Annotated in this window: 16 protein-coding genes; 7 read left to right on the forward strand and 9 right to left on the reverse strand. The window is 59.0% G+C overall.

Annotation, left to right across the window (positions count from 1 at the left end; translation table 11 throughout):
* Position 1: 1 nt before the first annotated feature.
* The 3 genes from R3F64_RS06725 to R3F64_RS06735 form a co-directional block, all read right to left on the reverse strand.
* Entirely contained in the window at positions 2-1,285 is a 1,284-nt protein-coding gene (locus tag R3F64_RS06725) for a TRAP transporter large permease (RefSeq protein WP_253026069.1), read from the reverse strand.
* A gap of 3 nt (positions 1,286-1,288) precedes the next feature.
* Positions 1,289-1,882, reverse strand: a complete 594-nt coding sequence (locus R3F64_RS06730; RefSeq protein ID WP_332610574.1) for a TRAP transporter small permease — start codon at positions 1,880-1,882, stop codon at positions 1,289-1,291.
* Between the two features lie 83 nt (positions 1,883-1,965).
* Positions 1,966-3,042 carry a TRAP transporter substrate-binding protein gene (locus R3F64_RS06735; RefSeq protein WP_253026073.1) on the reverse strand — a complete coding sequence of 359 codons (1,077 nt, stop codon included), beginning with the start codon at positions 3,040-3,042 and terminating at the stop codon, positions 1,966-1,968.
* Between the two features lie 248 nt (positions 3,043-3,290).
* Between R3F64_RS06735 and R3F64_RS06740 the strand changes: the two genes are divergently transcribed.
* Genes R3F64_RS06740 through R3F64_RS06755 form a run of 4 tightly spaced genes read left to right on the forward strand, consistent with a single transcriptional unit; the run spans position 3,291 to position 7,857 of the window.
* A complete protein-coding gene (locus tag R3F64_RS06740; protein WP_332610576.1) occupies positions 3,291-5,093 on the forward strand; it encodes an IlvD/Edd family dehydratase in 1,803 nt (600 codons plus the stop codon).
* A gap of 47 nt (positions 5,094-5,140) precedes the next feature.
* Positions 5,141-6,082, forward strand: a complete 942-nt coding sequence (locus R3F64_RS06745; protein ID WP_332610578.1) for a DMT family transporter — start codon at positions 5,141-5,143, stop codon at positions 6,080-6,082.
* A 31-nt stretch (positions 6,083-6,113) separates the two neighbouring features.
* The gene (locus R3F64_RS06750; protein ID WP_332610580.1) at positions 6,114-6,884 is read left to right on the forward strand and encodes a FadR/GntR family transcriptional regulator; all 771 of its coding nucleotides are present in this window, start codon (positions 6,114-6,116) and stop codon (positions 6,882-6,884) included.
* Between the two features lie 46 nt (positions 6,885-6,930).
* On the forward strand, positions 6,931-7,857 hold the full coding sequence (locus R3F64_RS06755) for a Gfo/Idh/MocA family protein (RefSeq protein WP_332610582.1): 927 nt from the start codon (positions 6,931-6,933) through the stop codon (positions 7,855-7,857).
* Between the two features lie 19 nt (positions 7,858-7,876).
* Here the strand turns inward: R3F64_RS06755 and R3F64_RS06760 are convergent, their stop codons facing one another.
* The 5 genes from R3F64_RS06760 to R3F64_RS06780 all read right to left on the reverse strand — a co-directional run bounded on the left by R3F64_RS06760 (position 7,877) and on the right by R3F64_RS06780 (position 13,501).
* Positions 7,877-9,451 carry an aldehyde dehydrogenase (NADP(+)) gene (locus R3F64_RS06760; protein WP_332610583.1) on the reverse strand — a complete coding sequence of 525 codons (1,575 nt, stop codon included), beginning with the start codon at positions 9,449-9,451 and terminating at the stop codon, positions 7,877-7,879.
* A 31-nt stretch (positions 9,452-9,482) separates the two neighbouring features.
* Positions 9,483-10,469, reverse strand: a complete 987-nt coding sequence (gene araD1, locus R3F64_RS06765; RefSeq protein ID WP_253026080.1) for an AraD1 family protein — start codon at positions 10,467-10,469, stop codon at positions 9,483-9,485.
* 28 nt (positions 10,470-10,497) lie between these two features.
* Positions 10,498-11,799 (reverse strand): TRAP transporter large permease, encoded by a 1,302-nt coding sequence (locus tag R3F64_RS06770; RefSeq protein ID WP_253026081.1) that lies wholly within the window; start codon positions 11,797-11,799, stop codon positions 10,498-10,500.
* Positions 11,799-12,407, reverse strand: a complete 609-nt coding sequence (locus R3F64_RS06775; RefSeq protein WP_253026082.1) for a TRAP transporter small permease subunit — start codon at positions 12,405-12,407, stop codon at positions 11,799-11,801. Before R3F64_RS06775 ends, R3F64_RS06770 begins: the two co-directional genes overlap by 1 nt.
* 74 nt (positions 12,408-12,481) lie before the next feature.
* On the reverse strand, positions 12,482-13,501 hold the full coding sequence (locus R3F64_RS06780) for a TRAP transporter substrate-binding protein (protein ID WP_253026083.1): 1,020 nt from the start codon (positions 13,499-13,501) through the stop codon (positions 12,482-12,484).
* Between the two features lie 202 nt (positions 13,502-13,703).
* Between R3F64_RS06780 and R3F64_RS06785 the strand changes: the two genes are divergently transcribed.
* Positions 13,704-15,449 carry an IlvD/Edd family dehydratase gene (locus R3F64_RS06785; RefSeq protein WP_332610589.1) on the forward strand — a complete coding sequence of 582 codons (1,746 nt, stop codon included), beginning with the start codon at positions 13,704-13,706 and terminating at the stop codon, positions 15,447-15,449.
* Here the strand turns inward: R3F64_RS06785 and R3F64_RS06790 are convergent.
* Positions 15,446-16,387: a LysR substrate-binding domain-containing protein gene (locus R3F64_RS06790; RefSeq protein WP_332610591.1), complete on the reverse strand. Its 942-nt coding sequence runs from the start codon at positions 16,385-16,387 to the stop codon at positions 15,446-15,448. The genes R3F64_RS06785 and R3F64_RS06790 overlap by 4 nt on opposite strands.
* Before the next feature lie 150 nt (positions 16,388-16,537).
* Here R3F64_RS06790 and R3F64_RS06795 point away from each other — a divergent pair, with 150 nt between their 5' ends.
* Together R3F64_RS06795 and R3F64_RS06800 are read left to right on the forward strand one after the other, a co-directional pair.
* Entirely contained in the window at positions 16,538-17,764 is a 1,227-nt protein-coding gene (locus tag R3F64_RS06795) for an aldose epimerase family protein (protein ID WP_332610593.1), read from the forward strand.
* A gap of 89 nt (positions 17,765-17,853) precedes the next feature.
* A complete protein-coding gene (locus R3F64_RS06800) occupies positions 17,854-18,861 on the forward strand; it encodes an arabinose ABC transporter substrate-binding protein (protein WP_332610595.1) in 1,008 nt (335 codons plus the stop codon).
* The last annotated feature ends 22 nt before the right edge of the window (positions 18,862-18,883 follow it).

Below are 18,883 nucleotides of genomic sequence, written 5' to 3' on the forward strand. Positions count from 1 at the left end.
ATCAGTTACCGCGAACAGCGGTGAGGTCAGGCAACCAGGTCACAATGCCCGGGAAAGCGATCAGAATGACCAGCACCACCAACAGTGTGGCGTAGTAGGGCAGCATGGCTTTGACGAGCTGCTCCATGGAGACCTTGCCGACACCGCAACCGACGTAAAGGCAGGTGCCTACCGGGGGTGTCAAAAGGCCGATGCCGAGGATAAATGCCATCAGTACGCCGAAATACACCGGGTCGATGCCAACGGACTCGACAATGGGGGTGAGCATCGGCGCCATGATGACCATCGCGGGGGTCAGGTCCATGACAAACCCCACCAGCAGCAGCAACCCGGCAACGATCAACAACAGCAGGAAGGGGTCCTGGGTGATCGCCTGGACCTGTGTGACCAGCGTTTGTGGCACCATATTGATGGTTAAAAACCAGGCAATGACGGTGGCGAAGGCCAGCAATAGCAGGACCATACCGGTCAAGCGGGCAGTACGGATCAGCATGCCCCAGAGCGCTGTAATCTTGAATTCGCGGTAGACCACCAGCGATATGAACAGCGAGTAAAGCAGGGCGGCAACGGCCGCCTCGGTGGCGGTGAAGATACCGCCGATGATGCCGCCGATGACGAGCACTGGCAGTACCAACGCCAGCCATGCGGCTTTGAAGGCTTGCCATAACACATCAAAACGGAATTTACGGGTCTGCCCTGCGTGGCCGATGGTGGCCATGATGAAGGTGGTCGTCATGAGCCCGAAACCGATCAGTATCCCCGGCACAATGCCCGCGATGAACAGGCGGCTGATCGACGTCTCGGTGACAATGCCAAACAGAATCAGCGGAATAGAGGGTGGAATAATGATGCCGATGACCGACGAGACGGTGTTGATGGCGGTGGCCTGTGGCGCTGTGTACCCCTGTTTGGTCATCGAGGGGATCATCATCGCCCCGGTGGCGGCGGTATCGGCGACGGCCGAGCCACTAATCCCACCGAAGAACATCGAGCCGGTAATCGCCACCTGGCCCAGGCCGCCGCGCACGAAACCCACCAGGGCACCGGCCAGCTCCATGAGGCGACGGGCGATGCCGCCGTTGCTCATGACTTCACCGACCATGATAAAGAACGGAATGGCCAGCAGGGGAAAGCTGTTTACGCCACGAATCGACTGCTCGATCAGGATCGAGAGTGGTATATCAGAGAGCACCGCCATCACCACGGCGGCGATGCCCAAGCCAAATGCAATCGGCAGGCCCAAAGCTAACGAAACAAACAGGATGCCGAGAAAAATCCATAGCATGGTTTAGCAGCCTCCATCGGCGTTCGGCGTTGCGTTGGGGGAACGTATTTGTTGGATGCTCTTCCAGGCGCGCCAGATAGACACTGCACCAATAAAGCATGCGCAAAGCACGAATGAGACGTTAACGAGATTCCAGGGCACATTCAGGATGGCCGTTTGACCGGATGCGCGCGACATCACCAGAAAGCCACCCCAGATGATGACACCCATCAAGATAATGATAATGACGTGCTGGAGCAGATACAGCATATGGGCGGCGCGCGGCTGTAGCCGACGAACCAGGATATCCACGGCGATGTGCTCAAAGCGCGCAAAGGCCGCCGCCGCGCCGAGGAAAATCAGCCAGATGAACAGCATGCGGGCCAGCTCATCGGCCCAGGGCACGGAATTGTTGAACACGGCGCGACCCACCACATTGACCGATACCGAGATGATTAACGCTAACAGCAATGCTGCAATCACGTGTTCCATGGCCAGCGTCAGCCAGCGAAACAACGCGGGCCCCTGGCGCTGCTCGGGGTCTATTTCCAACGGTTGGCGCTGTGGGTCGTCGAGAAAGGCCGCCGTATCTGGAATTTGCGTATCGGGGAAGTCCATAAGCTCTCCGCAGAGGCGAATAACGACAAGACAAGGGGCCAGTGCCCCTTGTCTTGGCTAACAGAGCGAAAGTAACGCGACGCTTATTCCGTCATGGACGATTCGGCGATCTGCTGGAATTCCTCTACCAGGTCTTCGCCGATGCGGGGTGCCCACTCTTCATAAACGGGCTGTACCGCTTCCTGGAAGGCGGCAATTTGCTCGTCATCAAGGCGGGTGATCTTCATACCGCGTTCTTCAAGCTGATTACGCGACCAGTCGTCGTACTCGGCAGAAAGCTGGATTTCGTAATCGGCTGCTTTCAGCGCGGCTTCTTGAATAAGCGCTTGGTACTCAGGATCTAAATCGTCCCAAGTGCGTTCGGAAATCATCTTGATAAAAGGCGTGTAGACGTGGCGGGTTTCCGAACCGAATTCCTGAACCTCGTAGAAATTGGAAGTCAGGATAGTGCTCCAGGGGTTTTCCTGGCCGTCAACAACGCCCTGTTCCATGGCCGAGAACAGTTCCCCAAAGGCCATGGGCGTGGGGTTGGCGCCCAGCGCTTCCCAGATATCCAGATGTACCGGGTTTTCCATGGTGCGAATTGCCAAGCCGCGAACGTCCAGGCCTGCGACATCCTCTGGCGAGGAGACTTCCCGGGCGCTATTGGATAGCTGACGGAAACCATTTTCAGAGAACGCGAGGGCTTTGATGCCAGTACCGTCAAAGGCATCGAGCATCTCCTGGGCGGCTTCGCTGCGCATCGCCGCAACAGCTGCTTCTCGGGTGGGCAGCAAGAAGGGCAGGTCAAATACCGCCAGTTCCTCGACGTAGCTCGTTGCGGGAGACGAGGAAGGATAGGTCATATCCAGCGTGCCGGTTTGCAGCATTTCCATCATCTGCACGTCGTCACCGAGCTGGCTGTTGGGGAAGACGTTAACCGTAATGCGACCGTCGCTACGCTGGTCAAGAATATCGGCGAAGTACTCGCTGGAGATGTACTGGGGCGAGCTTTCGGCCAAGCCAAGCCCCATGCGTAAGGTAACGCTGCCATGGTCACCCACCTTCTCGCCATCAATCTCGGGCGGGTCGGAAAGATCAGGCGTTTGCGCGTAAGCCATGCCTGAACTGAGCAGCGTGGCACCGGTCATTAACAGGGTGCGTTTCCAAAGATAATGCATTGTTACTCTCCTGGCGTGCCGCAGAACACTTCACTGAGGGTATTTTGCGAGCGAACTGCAGCGTGGTGTCTGTTGTAGTTGTATGTCAGCGGCGTGGCCTCTGATAGGTAAGCACCGCAATCCCTAGGCTAATGTCTAACGTTTCTACTGTATGTTCAACATATACTTTTGTATGTGTCGACCTGGAAGTGAAGAAAGCGTACCTTGCTTACTAACTTCTATATTCACTCTAGGCGTGGAGCGACACCATGGCCAATTTTCAACGCATAACCCCTGAGCAGTTACGGTCACGCTATTGGTTCGACAACCCTGATCATCCCGGCACCACGGCGCTATGCATCGAGCGCTACCTCAATTACGGCATTACGCTGGATGAGCTGACCAGCGGTAAGCCGATTATTGGTATTTGTCAGTCGGGGTCCGATTTGACCCCATGCAACCGTCATCATATTGAGCTGGTCAAGCGGGTCAAAGACGGTATTCGCGCGGCCGGGGGGGTGCCGTTCGAATTCCCCATGCATCCTATCCACGAAAATGTCCGGCGGCCCACCGCTGCGCTGGATCGTAATCTCGCCTACTTAGGCATCGTGGAGGTGTTGCATGGCTACCCGTTGGACGGCGTGGTATTGACCACTGGCTGTGATAAAACCACGCCAGCGGCATTGATGGCGGCGGCAACGGTGAATATCCCGGCCATTGTGCTGTCCGGTGGGCCGATGCTGAATGGCTGGCGCGGTGCCGAGCGGGTCGGTTCGGGCACGATTATCTGGGAGCTTCGCAAGCGTCTGGCGGCGGGGGATATCGACTACGCCGAGTTTCTTTCCCGGGCCAGCGACTCGGCGCCTTCAATTGGCCACTGCAATACCATGGGCACCGCCTCCACCATGAACTCCATGGCTGAGGTGCTGGGCATGAGCCTGCCAGGCTCTGCGGTCATTCCTGCGCCTTACAAGGAGCGTGCCATGGTGTCCTACGATACCGGCACGCGAATCGTCGATATGGTCTGGGAAGATGTCAGGCCGCTGGATATCCTGACCCGGGAAGCGTTTGAGAACGCCATCGTGGCGTGTTCGGCGTTGGGCGGTTCTTCAAACGCGCCGGTGCACATTAATGCCATTGCCCGTCATGCGGGCATTGAACTGGATAACGATGATTGGCAGCGGCTGGGCCATGAGATTCCACTGCTGGCCAACGTCATGCCGGCGGGTGCCTTCCTGTGCGAAGAGTTCCATCGCGCCGGGGGCGTTCCGGCGATCCTCCATGAGCTACATACCGCCGGTAAGCTGCACGGCGATGCGCTGACGGTCAATGGCCGCTCCATTGGCGATAATCTGGAAGGCCGCGAAACCCGTGACGCCGATGTGATTTGTCGCTATGCCGACCCGCTTGTCGAGCACGCGGGCTTCCTCAATCTCAAGGGCAATCTATTCGACTCGGCGTTGATGAAGACCAGCGTGATCTCCCGTGATTTCCGCGAACGCTTCCTGAATGACCCCAACGACCCCGATGCCTTTGAAGGCAAGGTGGTGGTATTCGATGGCTCCGAGGATTATCACGCGCGTATTGATGACCCGGCGCTCAACATCGACGCGCGCACCATCCTGGTGATGCGTGGCGCAGGTCCCGTCGGCCACCCCGGTGGTGCCGAAGTGGTCAATATGCAGCCGCCGGAAGCGCTGATCAAACAAGGTATCGAGTCCCTGCCATGCCTCGGCGATGGTCGCCAGTCGGGCACTTCCGGTTCGCCATCGATTCTCAATGCCTCACCGGAAGCGGCTACCGGCGGCGGCTTGGCGCTGCTGGAAAGAGGCGACCGGCTGCGGGTCGATCTCAAGCGCGGCGAAGTGAAGCTGTTGATTGATGCCGGTGAACTGGAAGCGCGCCGGGAGCGCTTGGCCCAGCAGGGGGGCTATCGCTACCCCGGTCACCAGACGCCCTGGCAAGAGATCCAGCGCAGCATGGTGGAGCCGCTGGATCGTGGTATGACGCTGGAGACAGCAAGCAAGTATCGCGATGTGGCCCGCCAGCATCCGCCCAGGGACAATCATTAGAGGGGCGGTCACTAAAGGCCGTTAGCACTAAAAGGGCAAGCACCAGAATGAGTCATTTGAGTACCTTGTCGCATCGTCAGCAGGGCCTGCTGTTGACCGCGGGTGGCGCGATCATCATGGCGCCTGACGCCCTGCTGATCAAAGTGGCCGACCTGCCCGATGCAGAAATTTTGATGTGGCGTGGCTTTCTTTCAGGGTTGGGTTTTCTACTGATCGCCCTGCTGCGCTACGGGCGAGGCACCCTGGCGGCCTACCGTCGCTGTGGCTGGACGGGCATCGCCGTAGCGCTGCTGTTCAGCCTGACCACCTGCGGCTTCGTGTTGGGCAACCAGTACACGAAAGCGGGCAACGTACTGATGATACTGGCCAGTTCACCGTTAATGGCGGCGGTACTCTCCTGGATCATCCTCAAGGAGCGTCTGCCCAGACGTACCTGGTTAGCCATCTTTGTTTGCATGCTGGGTATCGCCATGATCGCTCTTGATGACGCGGGCGCTGGTTCCTGGTTGGGTAACGCTTTCGCCTTGATGGCGGCGACAACTCTGGCGATCAACTTCACCCTATGCCGGACGCGCCCAGGGGTGGATATGAGCCCCATGCTGGTGTTTAACGGTATCGTCGTGGGTAGCATTGCCGGGCTGTTTTGGCTGGCGGGGAGCGAACCGTCCCTGCCAGCCACCAACCAGCTAGCCGTGGTGATCCTGCTCTGTCTGATTATTGTGCCTTGCGGCGTGACGCTGCTGCAGCGCGGGCCGCTGTATCTCCCGTCCGCTGAAGTCGGTTTGCTGTTACTTCTGGAAGTGGTGATAGGCACGCTGCTGGCCTGGTGGATTCTGGCCGAACAGCCAGCACCGGTGGCCATGGTTGGCGGCGTTCTGGTACTGGGTACGTTGAGCGCTAAAGGCCTCTATGAACGGCGGCTGGAGCTGAGACAGCGAGCCGGGCTTGATGCCATTTCAGTGACAGTCGACCGTTCAAATACGTTATGATTGACAGGAATTGAAACAGGGGCCTACCGCATTGACTTCATCTATAAGGAAACCCGCCGCTCGCCCCAGTATCGCCGAACATCTCGCCGAGGAGATTTTTGGAGGACGTTATCATCCTGGCGATTTTGTCCCCCGTGAACTGGATTTGTGCGAACGCTTCGCGATCAATCGCTCAGCGGTGCGCAGCGACCTGCGCCAGTTGGTGGATGCGGGCATTATCGAGCGTATCTCCGGCCATGGCTCCAAGGTGCGTGAATACTCGGAGTGGCATATTCTCGATGCCCAGGTGACCGACTGGTTGACCCGCTATGCGGCGCCCAACCCGGATATTCAGCGCGAAATCCTCGCCTTTCGTCTGGACGTTGAACCCTATGTGGCGATGACCGCCGCCAAGCGTGCCAAGGCGCGGGATCTGGTTGCCATCGAGGAAGCCTTCGAAGGCCTGGGGCAGAACCTGCGCAATGCGACTTGCGAAGAAGAGCGACGGCTGCATAGCGAATGCGATATCGCCTTTCACGAAGCGATTTTCAGGGCGACCCACAATATTGTCTGGGCGCAGCTATCGCATATCCTGCGGCCCTCCATCTATATGCTGATATCCATGTCCAACGAGAGTGCCTCCGACCCTGAAGAGAGCCTGGAGCGCCATCGACATCTCATGGAGAGCATTCGGTTGCGCCGACCCCGTGAGGCTTTTTTAGCTTCCCAAGCGGTGTTGGCGGGGACCGCGGAGGCGCTGGGGCTTGAACATAGCGCCAGCTCATTAGGGCGCTCTGTTGAGCTGCTCCATACCGCACACTGACCCCCGATCGCTGTTCTAGAGTGAGCATTTCAATTGAGGTAAGCGTATGTCTGACTTCACCCTTGGCCTGGTTGGCGTGGGCAAGATCGTCCGCGACCAGCACCTGCCGGCGATAGCCGCCACCCCAAATTGCCAGCTTGTCGCCACGGCGGATCCTTATGCTTCATTGCCGGATTTACCTGGCTATCAAGGCCTGGAAGCGATGCTGGATGCCCATCCGGATATCGACGCCGTCGCGATCTGTACGCCAACCCACCTGCGCTACTCCCAGGCGCGGGCGGCGCTCTTGCGCGGCAAGAACGTGCTGCTGGAAAAGCCGCCAGGGGCAACGCTAAGCGAAGTGGAGGACCTGATTGCCACCGCTTCCCGGCAGGGTGTTAGCCTGTTTGCCGCCTGGCATTCGCGGTTTGCCCCCGGCGTGGCACAGGCCCGGCAGTGGTTGAGTGAGCGTCATGTGCAGCGGGTAGAGATCGAATGGAAGGAAGACGTGCGGGTATGGCACCCAGGCCAAGCGTGGATATGGGAGGTCGGTGGCATGGGCGTATTTGACCCAGGTATTAACGCGCTGTCGATTGCCACTGCTATATTGCCGCAGCCATTTTTCCTGCAAAAAGCACGGCTGCAGGTACCCAGTAATGCGCAAACCCCCATTGCAGCGGAGCTCTCCTTCACCGATCCAGAAGGCGCGGCGATTGAGGCTGATTTTGACTTTCGTCAGCCCGGCCCGCCCACCTGGGATATGCATATCGACAGTGATGGAAGCCGCCTGAGCCTTACTCAGGGCGGCTGCCGTCTAGTGATTGACGGCGACGTCCTCATCGACGCTGAAGAGCGCGAATATCAAGGTCTCTACGCGCGGTTTGGCGAGTTGATCGCAAAAAAACGCAGCGAGGTGGATATTGCCCCGCTGCGCCAGGTTGCCGATGCGTTTCTATACGGTCATCGTGAAACCACCGACGCCTTTATCGAGTAACGTCTCAAGTGACGCTCGTTTATTCACGCTTGCCATCGACCAAACGGGATACCCCATAGGGGTTGCCGTCACGGAGCGCCTCGGGCAGTAACCCTTCCGGCAATGCCTGGTAGCACACCGGGCGCAGGAAGCGGAAAATCGCCGCGCTGCCTACTGAGGTGGTGCGGGAGTCCGACGTCGCCGGATAAGGGCCGCCGTGCACCATGGCGTGGCATACTTCCACCCCGGTTGGCCAGCCATTGGCCAGAATCCGGCCCGCCTTGCGTTCCAGGGTGGGCAGCAGTTGCTTGGCGGTCGCCAGGTCGCCGTCATCCATGTGTAGCGAAATGGTGAGCTGTCCTTCGACCTGGGAAGCGACCCGCTGCATTTCGTCGATGTCGGCGCATTCAATGACCAGTGAGCTGGCACCGAATACTTCGGCTTGCAGAGCCTCATCCGCCAGGAAGTCGGTCGCACTAGCGACAAATAGCCCGCTTTGGCAAGCATTCGGGCCTTCGCCAGCCTGACCACGGGCGACGTTGCGAACGTTGGGATGATTAGCCAGGGCACCGATGCCATCGTTGTAGGCACCATGAACGCCCGGTGTGAGCATGGTCTGGGCGGCACTACCTTTGACGCCTTCACCAGCGGTGTCGATGAAGGCATCAAGATCGGCACCCTTCACCCCGATCACCAGGCCAGGGTTGGTGCAGAACTGACCGGCGCCCATGTTGAGGGAACCGACGAAGCCTTCGGCGATGGCTTTGGCGCGTGCCTTGAGCGCTTCCGGCAGCAGGAACACCGGGTTGATGGAACTCATCTCGGCGTAGACCGGGATCGGCTGCGGCCGCGCCTGGGCGGTGGCCATTAATGCCGTACCGCCACTGCGTGAGCCGGTGAAGCCCACCGCCTGAATGCGCGGGTCGGCGACCAGCGCCTGACCGATCTCCTTTCCGGAACCAAACAGCAGCGAGAAGACGCCTTCAGGCAGGTTGCATTTGGCGACGGCGCGCTGAATGGCGCGGCCGACCAACTCCGAGGTGCCGGGGTGGGCGGAGTGGCCCTTGACCACTACCGGGCAGCCAGCGGCCAATGCCGAGGCAGTGTCGCCACCGGCCACGCTGAAAGCCAGCGGGAAGTTGCTGGCGCCAAACACGGCCACCGGGCCCAGGCCAATATGCCGCTGGCGCAGGTCGACACGCGGCATCGGTTCGCGGTCGGGTAGCGCGGGGTCAATGCGCACATCGAGCCACTCGCCAGCCCGTACCACGTTGGCGAACAAGCGTAGCTGGCCGCAGGTGCGGCCACGTTCGCCCTGCAGGCGCGCTTCGGGGAGTCCGGTTTCGGCGACGCCACGCTCGGTCAGTTCTTCGCCGATTGCCTCGATCTCGCTGGCGATGGTCTCCAGGAACACGGCGCGGTCTTCAAGCGAGGTTTCGCGGTAAGTGGCGTACGCCGCTTCGGCAAGTTCACACGCCTGCTCCACTTCCGCTTTGCCGCCGCCGGGGTAGACAGGGTCTAGTGTCTCGCCAGTGGCGGGATTGACGGCTTGAATGTCCGCCTGTTTACCGCTGATGGCCTGCTGGCCAATAAGTAGTTTGCCTTCCAGAGTCATACAGCCTCCTGCTGGTGTGAAAATTCAGTTGTTAAAGCGGTTTCACGCTGATGGCCGGTGCGTCTGCTTCAACCCGAAGCGGGTTGCGCAGGGCGCGGCCAAATTCATGGATATTGATCTCGAAGCGATCGCCTTCGCGCACCTTGATGCCGTCGGCGAAGCTTAGCGTTGCGGTGCCGAAAAAATGCACATGCACATCGCCGGGGCGGCGGAAACCCGGGTATTTAAAGTGGTGATACTCCAGGTTGGCCAAGCTGTGGGCCATATTGGCCTCGCCGGTTAAAAAGGGTTTCTCCCACACGGTTTCGCCACTGCGCTGGATACGGCTGGTGCCCTCCAGGTGCGCGGGCAGCTCGCCAATCAACAGCTCGGGCCCAAAGCTGCAGGCGCGTAGCTTGGAGTGGGCCAGCCACAGGTAGTTGAAGCGCTCCGTGACGTGATCAGAAAACTCGTTACCCAAAGCATAGCCGACGCGCCAGGGTTGGCCATCGTTGCCAATCACGTAAAGGCCCGCCAGCTCAGGCTCCTCCCCCGCATCCTCGGCGAAGGCCGGGGAGGGGATCTCGGCTTCCGGCGCCACCACGCACTGGCCATCGCCCTTGTAGAACCACTCCGGCTGGGCACCAAGCTGGCCTGCATCGGGTTTGCCGCCTTCCACGCCCAGCTTGAACATGCGCATTGAATCGGTCATATCCTCTTCAGCCGCTTGCGCTTTGGCGTGCATCGCCGAGCGGGTATCGGCACTGCCCAGGTGGGTGAGGCCAGTGCCGGTCACCAGGCAGTGCGCCGGGTCGGTATGCGTCAGCGGTGGCAGCAGGCGCTTATCGTCGACCAGCGCCTGGTAATCAAGGCGGGTGTCGGTCAGCGCTTCTGTCACTATCTCGCTGAGCGGCTTACCGGCGCTAATCGCCCGGTTGGCCAGGGTGTAGGTGTCGCCGTCGAGCAGTCTGACCTGCTCGTCGCTCTCGACCAGGGCGGCGCGAACCTGGCCCTGGTGGTCACATTGAATCAATCGCATGGCGTTCTCCTCATGCAGGGGGCGGTTATCATAGTGGCCAAATGGCCAGTTGCGGCCACATCAATAGCGCCGCGAGTATGCACAGCTGAATGGCCATAAAGGGCAGTACGGAAAGATAGATATCCTTCAGGCTGATATCCGGCGGTGCCACGCTTTTAAGGTAGAAGGCGGCGGGCCCGAAGGGCGGTGACAGGAACGACACCTGCATATTGACGGCGAACAGAATACCGAACCAGATCGGGTCGAAACCCAGTTGAGTGACGATGGGCAGAAAGATCGGCAGGGCCAGCATGGCGATCCCGATCCAGTCGAGAAATAGCCCGAGTACCAGCATGATCGCCATCATCACCAGGATGATCACAATCGGCGCGACGTCGAGCCCGAGAATCAAGCTCGACACAAAGCGGTTGCCCCCCATCAGGTTGTAGACGCCTACCAGGGCGGCGGCACCGATGCCGATCCAGATGATCATGCCGCAGGTGTTCATGGTCTGGCCGAGGCTATGATGCAGCATGCTGGGGGTGAACTCGCCGCGCACAATGGTGGCGAGCAGTACGCCGAAAACGCCCATGGCCGCCGCCTCGGTGACCGAGGCGATACCGCCGTAGATAGTGCCCAGCACGAGAAAGGCAATTAGCCCTGGCAGCAGAATGGCTTTGACCGCGTCAAGCTTACTGGCGAAAGGATTGTCCTGGGTGTCTTTATCCAGCGGCGGGCCCAGCGCGGGATTCTTCAGGCAGCGCACCAGCACGTAGGCGATATAGGAGCCCATCAGGATGATGGCGGGCGTAACGGCCGCGGCGAACAGGTCGGCAATCGATACACTGGCGATCAGGCCATAGATAATCAGCACGATGGACGGTGGCATCATGGTGCCCAGGGCGCCCCCGGCACACACCACGCCAATGGAGAGGCGCTTGTCATAGCCCAGGCGCAGCATCTGCGGCAGCGCCAGAATCCCTAGTAGGACGATCTCCCCGCCGATAATGCCCGAAAGGGCGGCCAGGAAGAAGGCCACCACGATGGTCTGCACCGCGACGCCACCCGGGAGACGGCCGGCAAAAACGCGCATGGCGTTAAACAGATCCTTGGCGATGCCGGACCGATCCAAGAGTGATGCCATCAACACGAACATGGGCACTGCCACCAGCGAATACTCGGTGATAAACCCATAAACACGGCTGGTGACCAGCGGCAGCGCCGCCTCGCCAAACCAGCCAAAGGTAAAGGCCATGGCCACCAAGCCGGTGATAAACGCCAATGGAAGACCGGTAACCAACAGCGCGAAAATAGCCCCCACCATGAGGATCGTTGCGGTTGAAATATCCATCAGCGCGTCTCCTCGGTGCCGGTACGGGGCTTCGCCTTAATCGATTGCCATAGATGCAGCAAGGCCTGCAGTGTCATCAGTGTCAGAGCAAAGAAAATCATGCCCTTGACCATGGCAGGAAAGGGCGGATTCCAGGAGGTGCCGGAGCGTTCCAGCGACCATTCGCCGAGCGGGTTATGCGTTGCACCCCAGAACATATAAAAAGCGGCATAGCTCATCGACATGCAAAAAATCAGCGTCAGCAGGTCATTAAAGCGATCCATCCAGCACTTCAATGTTGGCCCTGCGCTGTCGTAGAGCACCTTGACGCGAATATGGCTATTGCGCGCCATGGCTGCTGGGCCGCCCAGCACGAAAATAACGGCGATCAGGAATACCACGGTTTCGTGTACCCAGGAGGTGGGATTGTTAAAACCGTAACGCATGAAAACTTCCACGACGCTAATGCCCATCGCCACCAGCACCAGCCAGGAAATCGCCCGGCCACCACGTACGATCAGACGGTCAAGCGCGTTACGCTCGGGGGGTACCTCCTCTGTTTCGAGGATCTCGGGAAGATCGTGAGTGGGAGGAGAGCGGTATTGATTGTCAGGAGTTTTTTGAGACATGGCGCGACTCTACGCACATCGCTCGGGTCGATGACTTCCCCGAGCGATGCGATGGTTAGTTAAATGACGCTGAGTTAAAGCAGATTGCGCGAGCGCAAAAAGGCGGTGGCTGAGTCATAGATCTTTTGGGTCATTTCATTCTCGCCAGCCCACTCTTGCCACTCCTGCTCTGCCGCGGTACGGAACTTCTGGCGTTCCTCTTCCGGCAAGTTGAAGGGGTGAACCTCAGGGTCTTCCTGAAGCCGTTGCAGTGTCTCGATATCCTGCTCCTTGAGGCGGGCAATCAGGTCATAGGCCATGCCGTCAAAGGCCGTTTGTAACGTCGTCTGCAACTCTTCGGGGAGGCCATCCCAGATATCCTTATTGATCGACACGGCGATCATCGGCATGGAGTGGAAGCCTGGATACAGCGGGTAAGGGGCGAAGGCGTGCAGGCCCATGGCATCGTTATTCGAGAGCACCGTGGAGTCTGCGGCGTCGATCACGCCTTTCTCCAGCCCGGTATACACCTCAGAACCCGGCAGGTTGACCGGCGTGGCACCGATGCGCTCAAAGATGTTGTACACCATGCCTTGCGGTGCACGGATCTTGAGGCCCTCAAAATCCTCGATCGACTCAATGGGAACCGTGGAAGGCACCGACTCTAACGGGAAGGTGGCGGCGGCTATCAGGTGGGTACCATAGGGCTCGACCAGTTCGTTGTAGAGCTCTTCACCGCCGCCATACTTCATGTATTCCAGGAAGTCATAGGGGTTCTGCCAGGCGCCGACAAGGTTGCCGAGCATGCCGAAAGCGGGATCCTGGCCGGAGAAGTAGCTGGGGTCGGTCATATGGCCCTGAAGGATACCCGAACTAACCGCGGTCAGCGTCTCGGTCGGCCCCACCACGGAGTTGATCGGCATGACCTCGATCTCAACCCGGCCGTCGGTCATTGTCGTGATCTTGTCGGCCCACTCCTGTTTGATCTTGAAGCTGGGCTCGCCCGAGGTTTCTGATGCCTGAAATTTCCATTCGTACTCGGCTGCTTGAGCCGTGGAGAGACCCAACAGGAGCACTGAGCCGGTCAGTAGCGAGCTGTATTTCGTTTTGAGCATGGCTCGAATTCCTCACCTTTGTTGTTGTGAAGCGACTATTTGATAGTTCGTGCGAGGGTAATGTTGAACATTAAATGAAATTGTTCAACATATACTTTTGTATGGTCGACCAGTATGGGTGGGTAGTTTAGGGTTTTGCACATTCGGCGCAGGCGCTCTCAGGTCTTCAGCCGTCACTGATTCAAAACAAGGAGTTAACCTCATGGTCAAACGTCAACGTCCGCTGCGTAGCGCAGAGTGGTTCGGCACCGCCGATAAAAATGGCTTCATGTACCGCAGCTGGATGAAGAATCAGGGCATTCCTGACCATGAGTTCCAGGGCAAGCCGATTATCGGGATCTGCAACACCTGGTCGGAGCTGACGCCCTGCAACGCCCACTTCCGCAAGCTGGCGGACCACGTCAAGCAGGGCATCCTGGAAGCGGGCGGCTACCCGGTGGAGTTTCCGGTGTTCTCCAACGGCGAGTCCAACCTGCGCCCCACGGCCATGTTCACCCGCAACCTGGCCAGCATGGACGTGGAAGAAGCCATTCGCGGCAACCCCATGGATGGCGTGGTGCTGCTGGTGGGCTGCGACAAGACCACCCCGGCGCTGCTGATGGGCGCGGCAAGCTGTGATATTCCCACCATCGTGGTCACCGGCGGGCCGATGCTCAACGGCAAGCACAAGGGCAAGGATATTGGCTCGGGCACCGTGGTGTGGCAGCTCTCCGAGCAGGTCAAGGCGGGTGAGATATCGATGCACGACTTCATGGCCGCGGAGGCGGGCATGTCCCGCTCGGCAGGCACCTGCAACACCATGGGCACCGCCTCCACCATGGCCTGCATGGCGGAATCGCTAGGCACCTCGTTGCCGCACAATGCGGCGATTCCCGCGGTGGACTCCCGCCGCTACGTGCTGGCCCACCTTTCGGGTAACCGGATTGTCGAGATGGTCAATGAAGACCTCAAGCTCTCCAAAATCCTCACCAAGGAAGCCCTCGATAACGCCATCCGCACCAACGCCGCTATCGGCGGCTCCACCAACGCGGTGATCCACCTCAAAGCTATTGCCGGACGCATCGGCGTGGATCTCACCCTGGATGACTGGAGCCGGGTCGGGCGCGGCACGCCCACGGTGGTGGATCTGCAGCCCTCGGGGCGTTTTCTGATGGAGGAGTTCTACTACGCTGGTGGCCTGCCCGCGGTACTCAGGCGCCTCGGCGAGGCCGACCGATTGCCGTTCAAGGACGCGCTCACCGTTAACGGCAAGACCCTGTGGGAGAACGTCAAAGACGCGCCGCACTACAACGATGAGGTGATCCGCCCGCTGGACAACCCCCTCACCGCCGACGGCGGCATCTGCGTGGTGCGCGGCAATCTCGCCCCCAACGGCGCGGTGCTCAAGCCCTCGGCGGCGAAAGCCGAACTCATGCAGCACCGCGGCCGCGCGGTGGTCTTCGAAGACTTCGACGACTACAAGGCGCGCATCAACGACCCGGACCTGGACGTGGAAGCCAACGACATTCTGGTCATGAAGCACTGCGGCCCCCGGGGCTACCACGGTATGGCGGAGGTAGGCAATATGGGCCTACCGCCCAAGATCCTCGCCCAGGGGATTACCGACATGGTGCGAATCTCCGATGCGCGCATGAGCGGCACCGCCTACGGCACCGTGGTGCTGCACGTCGCCCCGGAAGCCGCCGCGGGCGGCCCGCTAGCCGCGGTACGCAACGGCGACTGGATCGAGCTCGACTGCGCAAGCGGGCGACTGCACCTGGATATCAGCGACGAAGAACTCGCCACGCGCCTGGCCGAAAGCGACCCCACTGCCGCCTCGACACTGATCGCCAGCCAGGGCGGGTACCGGCAGCTGTATATCGAACGCGTGCTGCAAGCGGACGAAGGCTGTGATTTTGACTTCCTGGTCGGCTGCCGGGGCTCTGATGTGCCCCGTCACTCGCATTAACCGGACTGGACAATAATCTCCCTTAGCGTGCTCATCAGCGCCGCAGCGCCGGGGGAGAGCCGCTGGTGGCGCAAACTTACCAGCCCATAGGGTTGAACGTTGAGCGTCTCGCTGAAGGGCAGAAGATGGAAGCGCTGCGGGTTGCATAGCAGGTTGGCGGCTTCGCGGGTGGTCACTGTGATGGTGTCGGATTTATCGACCAGCGCGAGGGACACCATTAAATCCGCAGTATCGACGATTTGGCGTGGCGGCGTTACCTGATGATGCAAAAACAGGCTGTCGACCCGCTGACGCATCAGCGCCCCAATGGGCTGTAACGACCACGGGTAGTCCGCCATGTCGCACAGGCTAAGTGTGGTTTTATCGGCTAACGGGTGATTTTGGCGGCAGACAAAACACAGTTCCTCTTCGCCAATCTCTTCAAATACAAAGCGCTCCACGTCAAAGCCCGCCGGAATCCGCGTAATCGCGAAGTCCAGTTCGCCTTCAAGCAAGCGTGGCACCAGGGCCTTGCTGACATCCACATCGACACTGATTTTGAGTCCCGGCCGGTCTCTGTGTACTCGTTCGATAGCGCTGGTCAGTAGCGTCACCGCCGGGGCCATTACCGTGCCGACGGCCACCGTACCTGCATTGCCTTCACCTAATGCATTCAACTCCTCACCCGTTTGGCGCAGTGTCGATAACATACTGTGCGCGTGGCGAATCATTATCTCGCCGTACCAGTTAGGCGTCAGTCCGCGGGGGTGGCGGTCGAATAAACGAGTGCCCAGGTTGGTTTCCAGATCGCTGAGTAACTTTGAGGCTGCGGGCTGGCTCATATGTAACTGAGCGGCCGCACGGTGAAGGTTACGCTGCTCGTCGAGCGCTAAAAAAAGCTGTAAATGGCGCAACTTTAGTCGCACGTCCAAAAACCAGTTCTCGCTGAGAACGCCCATGGAATAAGCCTTTTGTTGTTATTAATAGCAATAAGCATATCAAAGTTGCCATGTTCGTATATTGGTTGGTTATGGCAGAGGTGTCTACTGTAACGCTTGTATATGCGACGCTAACGTCGCCCTAATAACAAAAATTCAAGGAGCAATATCATGCCTCTCATGTACGCTCATAGGGCCAGCGCAAGGCCCAGCCTGTTGTTGAGTGCCGGTATCGCGATGCTATTGCTTGGTGCTACTCAGGCACAAGGCGAAGAAACCACCGCTGGAAATGGCGCGGAACGCAGCATTGATAAATCGGTATTTGGTCAATTGCCGGATGGCCGTCAGGTCGATGTTTATCGGTTTACCAATGCTAATGGTATCGAACTTCAGGTCACCAACTACGGCGGCATCATCCTGTCATTGAAGACGCCCGATGTAGACGGTGAGTTTGATGATATCGCGCTGGGTTTCGACTCGCTTGAGGCCTATCTTTCCGACGAATACCGCCAGGCCAATCCCTATTTCGGTGCCATCATCGGGCGCTACGGCAACCGCATCGCGGGTGGTCAGTTTTCGCTCGATGGCGAGACCTACTCACTGGCCACCAATGATGGCAACAATCATCTACACGGCGGCGCTCAGGGCTTCGATAAGGTCTTGTGGCAGGCCGAGCCGTTCGATAACGCGTCGGGCACGGGGCTTGTGCTGCGCTATACCAGCGAGGATGGCGAAGAGGGCTATCCGGGGAGGCTGGAGACGCAAGTCACCTACACCCTGACCGATAACGATGAGCTGATGGTGGATTATCGCGCCACCACTGATAAAGCCACGCCGGTCAACCTGACCCAGCACAGCTACTTCAACCTGAAGGGCGAAGGCAGCGACACTATTCTTGATCACCATTTGCTGATCAACGCTTCTGAATTTACACCGGTCAACGACAGCCTGATTCCCACCGGCGAAATCCGCTCGGTAGACGGCACACCGTTCGACTTTACCCAGCCGACGCCGATCGGTGAGCGGATTGATCAGGACAACGAGCAGTTGGGTTTTGGCGGTGGCTATGACCACAACTTCGTGCTGGATCGCGACAACGCAGCGTCGGATGAGCTTGTCTTGGCTGCCAAGGTATGGGAGCCGCAAAGCGGACGCATGGTGGAAATCGAAACCACGGAGCCAGGCATCCAGTTCTATTCAGGCAATTTTCTCGACGGCAACCTGACCGGCAAGCGGGGCGAGCCTTACGGGCACCGTTCCGGCTTTGCCCTGGAAACCCAGCATTATCCTGATTCCCCCAACCAGGAGGCGTTTCCCAGCACGATCCTGGAGCCCGACGAAACGTATCGCTCACGCACGGTATATCGCTTTTCTGCTCAGGAAGCGTTTGATTCGTAACCTGTCGTGGCTTGCCCCGGCAACCTGAGACATCAACAGCCATCATCACAATCAACAACAAGATTCGCTAACACATCAGGAGTACGACCATGCAATTAACAACAAACCTGACCACGACTTTTACCCGGTTAGCCCTCGGTAGCGCCGTTATGCTGGCGTCTCTGGGCACTGCGCAGGCGCAGGATGACGAGGTGAAGATCGGCTTTATCGTCAAGAAGCCGGAACAGGCGTGGTTTATCAATGAACAGCGGGCGGCTACCGAAGTCGGTGAAGAACTCGGTTTCGACGTGGTACGGCTGGGTGGTGAAGACGGCCAGGAAGTGCTTAGTGCCATTGATAACCTCAATTCCCAGGGCGCTGAAGGGTTTGTCATCTGCCCGCCGGATGTGCGTCTGGGGCCAGCCATCATGAACCGTGCTGAGCAGTACGACATGAAAGTGATCACCGTCGATGATCAGTTTGTCAATTCCAGCGGTGAGCCGATGGAGGGCGTCCCTCATCTGGGCATGTCCGGCTATAAGATCGGCCAGCAGGTAGGCAATGCGATTGCCGACGAAATGGAAGCCCGCGGCTGGAACCCTGAAGAGGTTGCCGCGCTGCGTATTACCAATAATGAACTGCCCACCGCCGTTGAACGCACCGATGGTGCCACCGAGGCGCTGCTGGAATCGGGCTTCTCCGAAGACAACATCTTCGACGCCCCCCAGCAAAATACCGATACCTCCAGCGCTTTCTCGGCCGCCTCACCGGTGCTCGCCCAGCACGGCGATTACGAGCACTGGGTGATCTATGCCCTCAATGAGGAGAGCGTACTTGGCGGGGTCAGGGCGACCGAACAGTACGGCATACCCGCTGAGGATGTTATCGGGGTTGGGATCAACGGTTCAGGTGCGGCCTTTGCCGAGTTCTCCCGTGAAAACCCGACCGGCTTTCACGGCACCGTAGCGGTGAGCTCCACCATGCACGGCCGTCAGACGGCGGAAGACCTCTATCGCTGGATTACCGAGGATGAAAAGCCACAGGCGAATACCGAGACCTCCGGCACCTTGATGACCCGTGATAACTGGCAGGAAGTTCGCGAAGAGCTGGGTCTGTAACAGATTGTCTGCTGGAGTGCTT

Source organism: Halomonas sp. 5021 (assembly GCF_036663435.1).
Taxonomy (GTDB): Bacteria; Pseudomonadota; Gammaproteobacteria; order Pseudomonadales; family Halomonadaceae; genus Vreelandella; species Vreelandella janggokensis.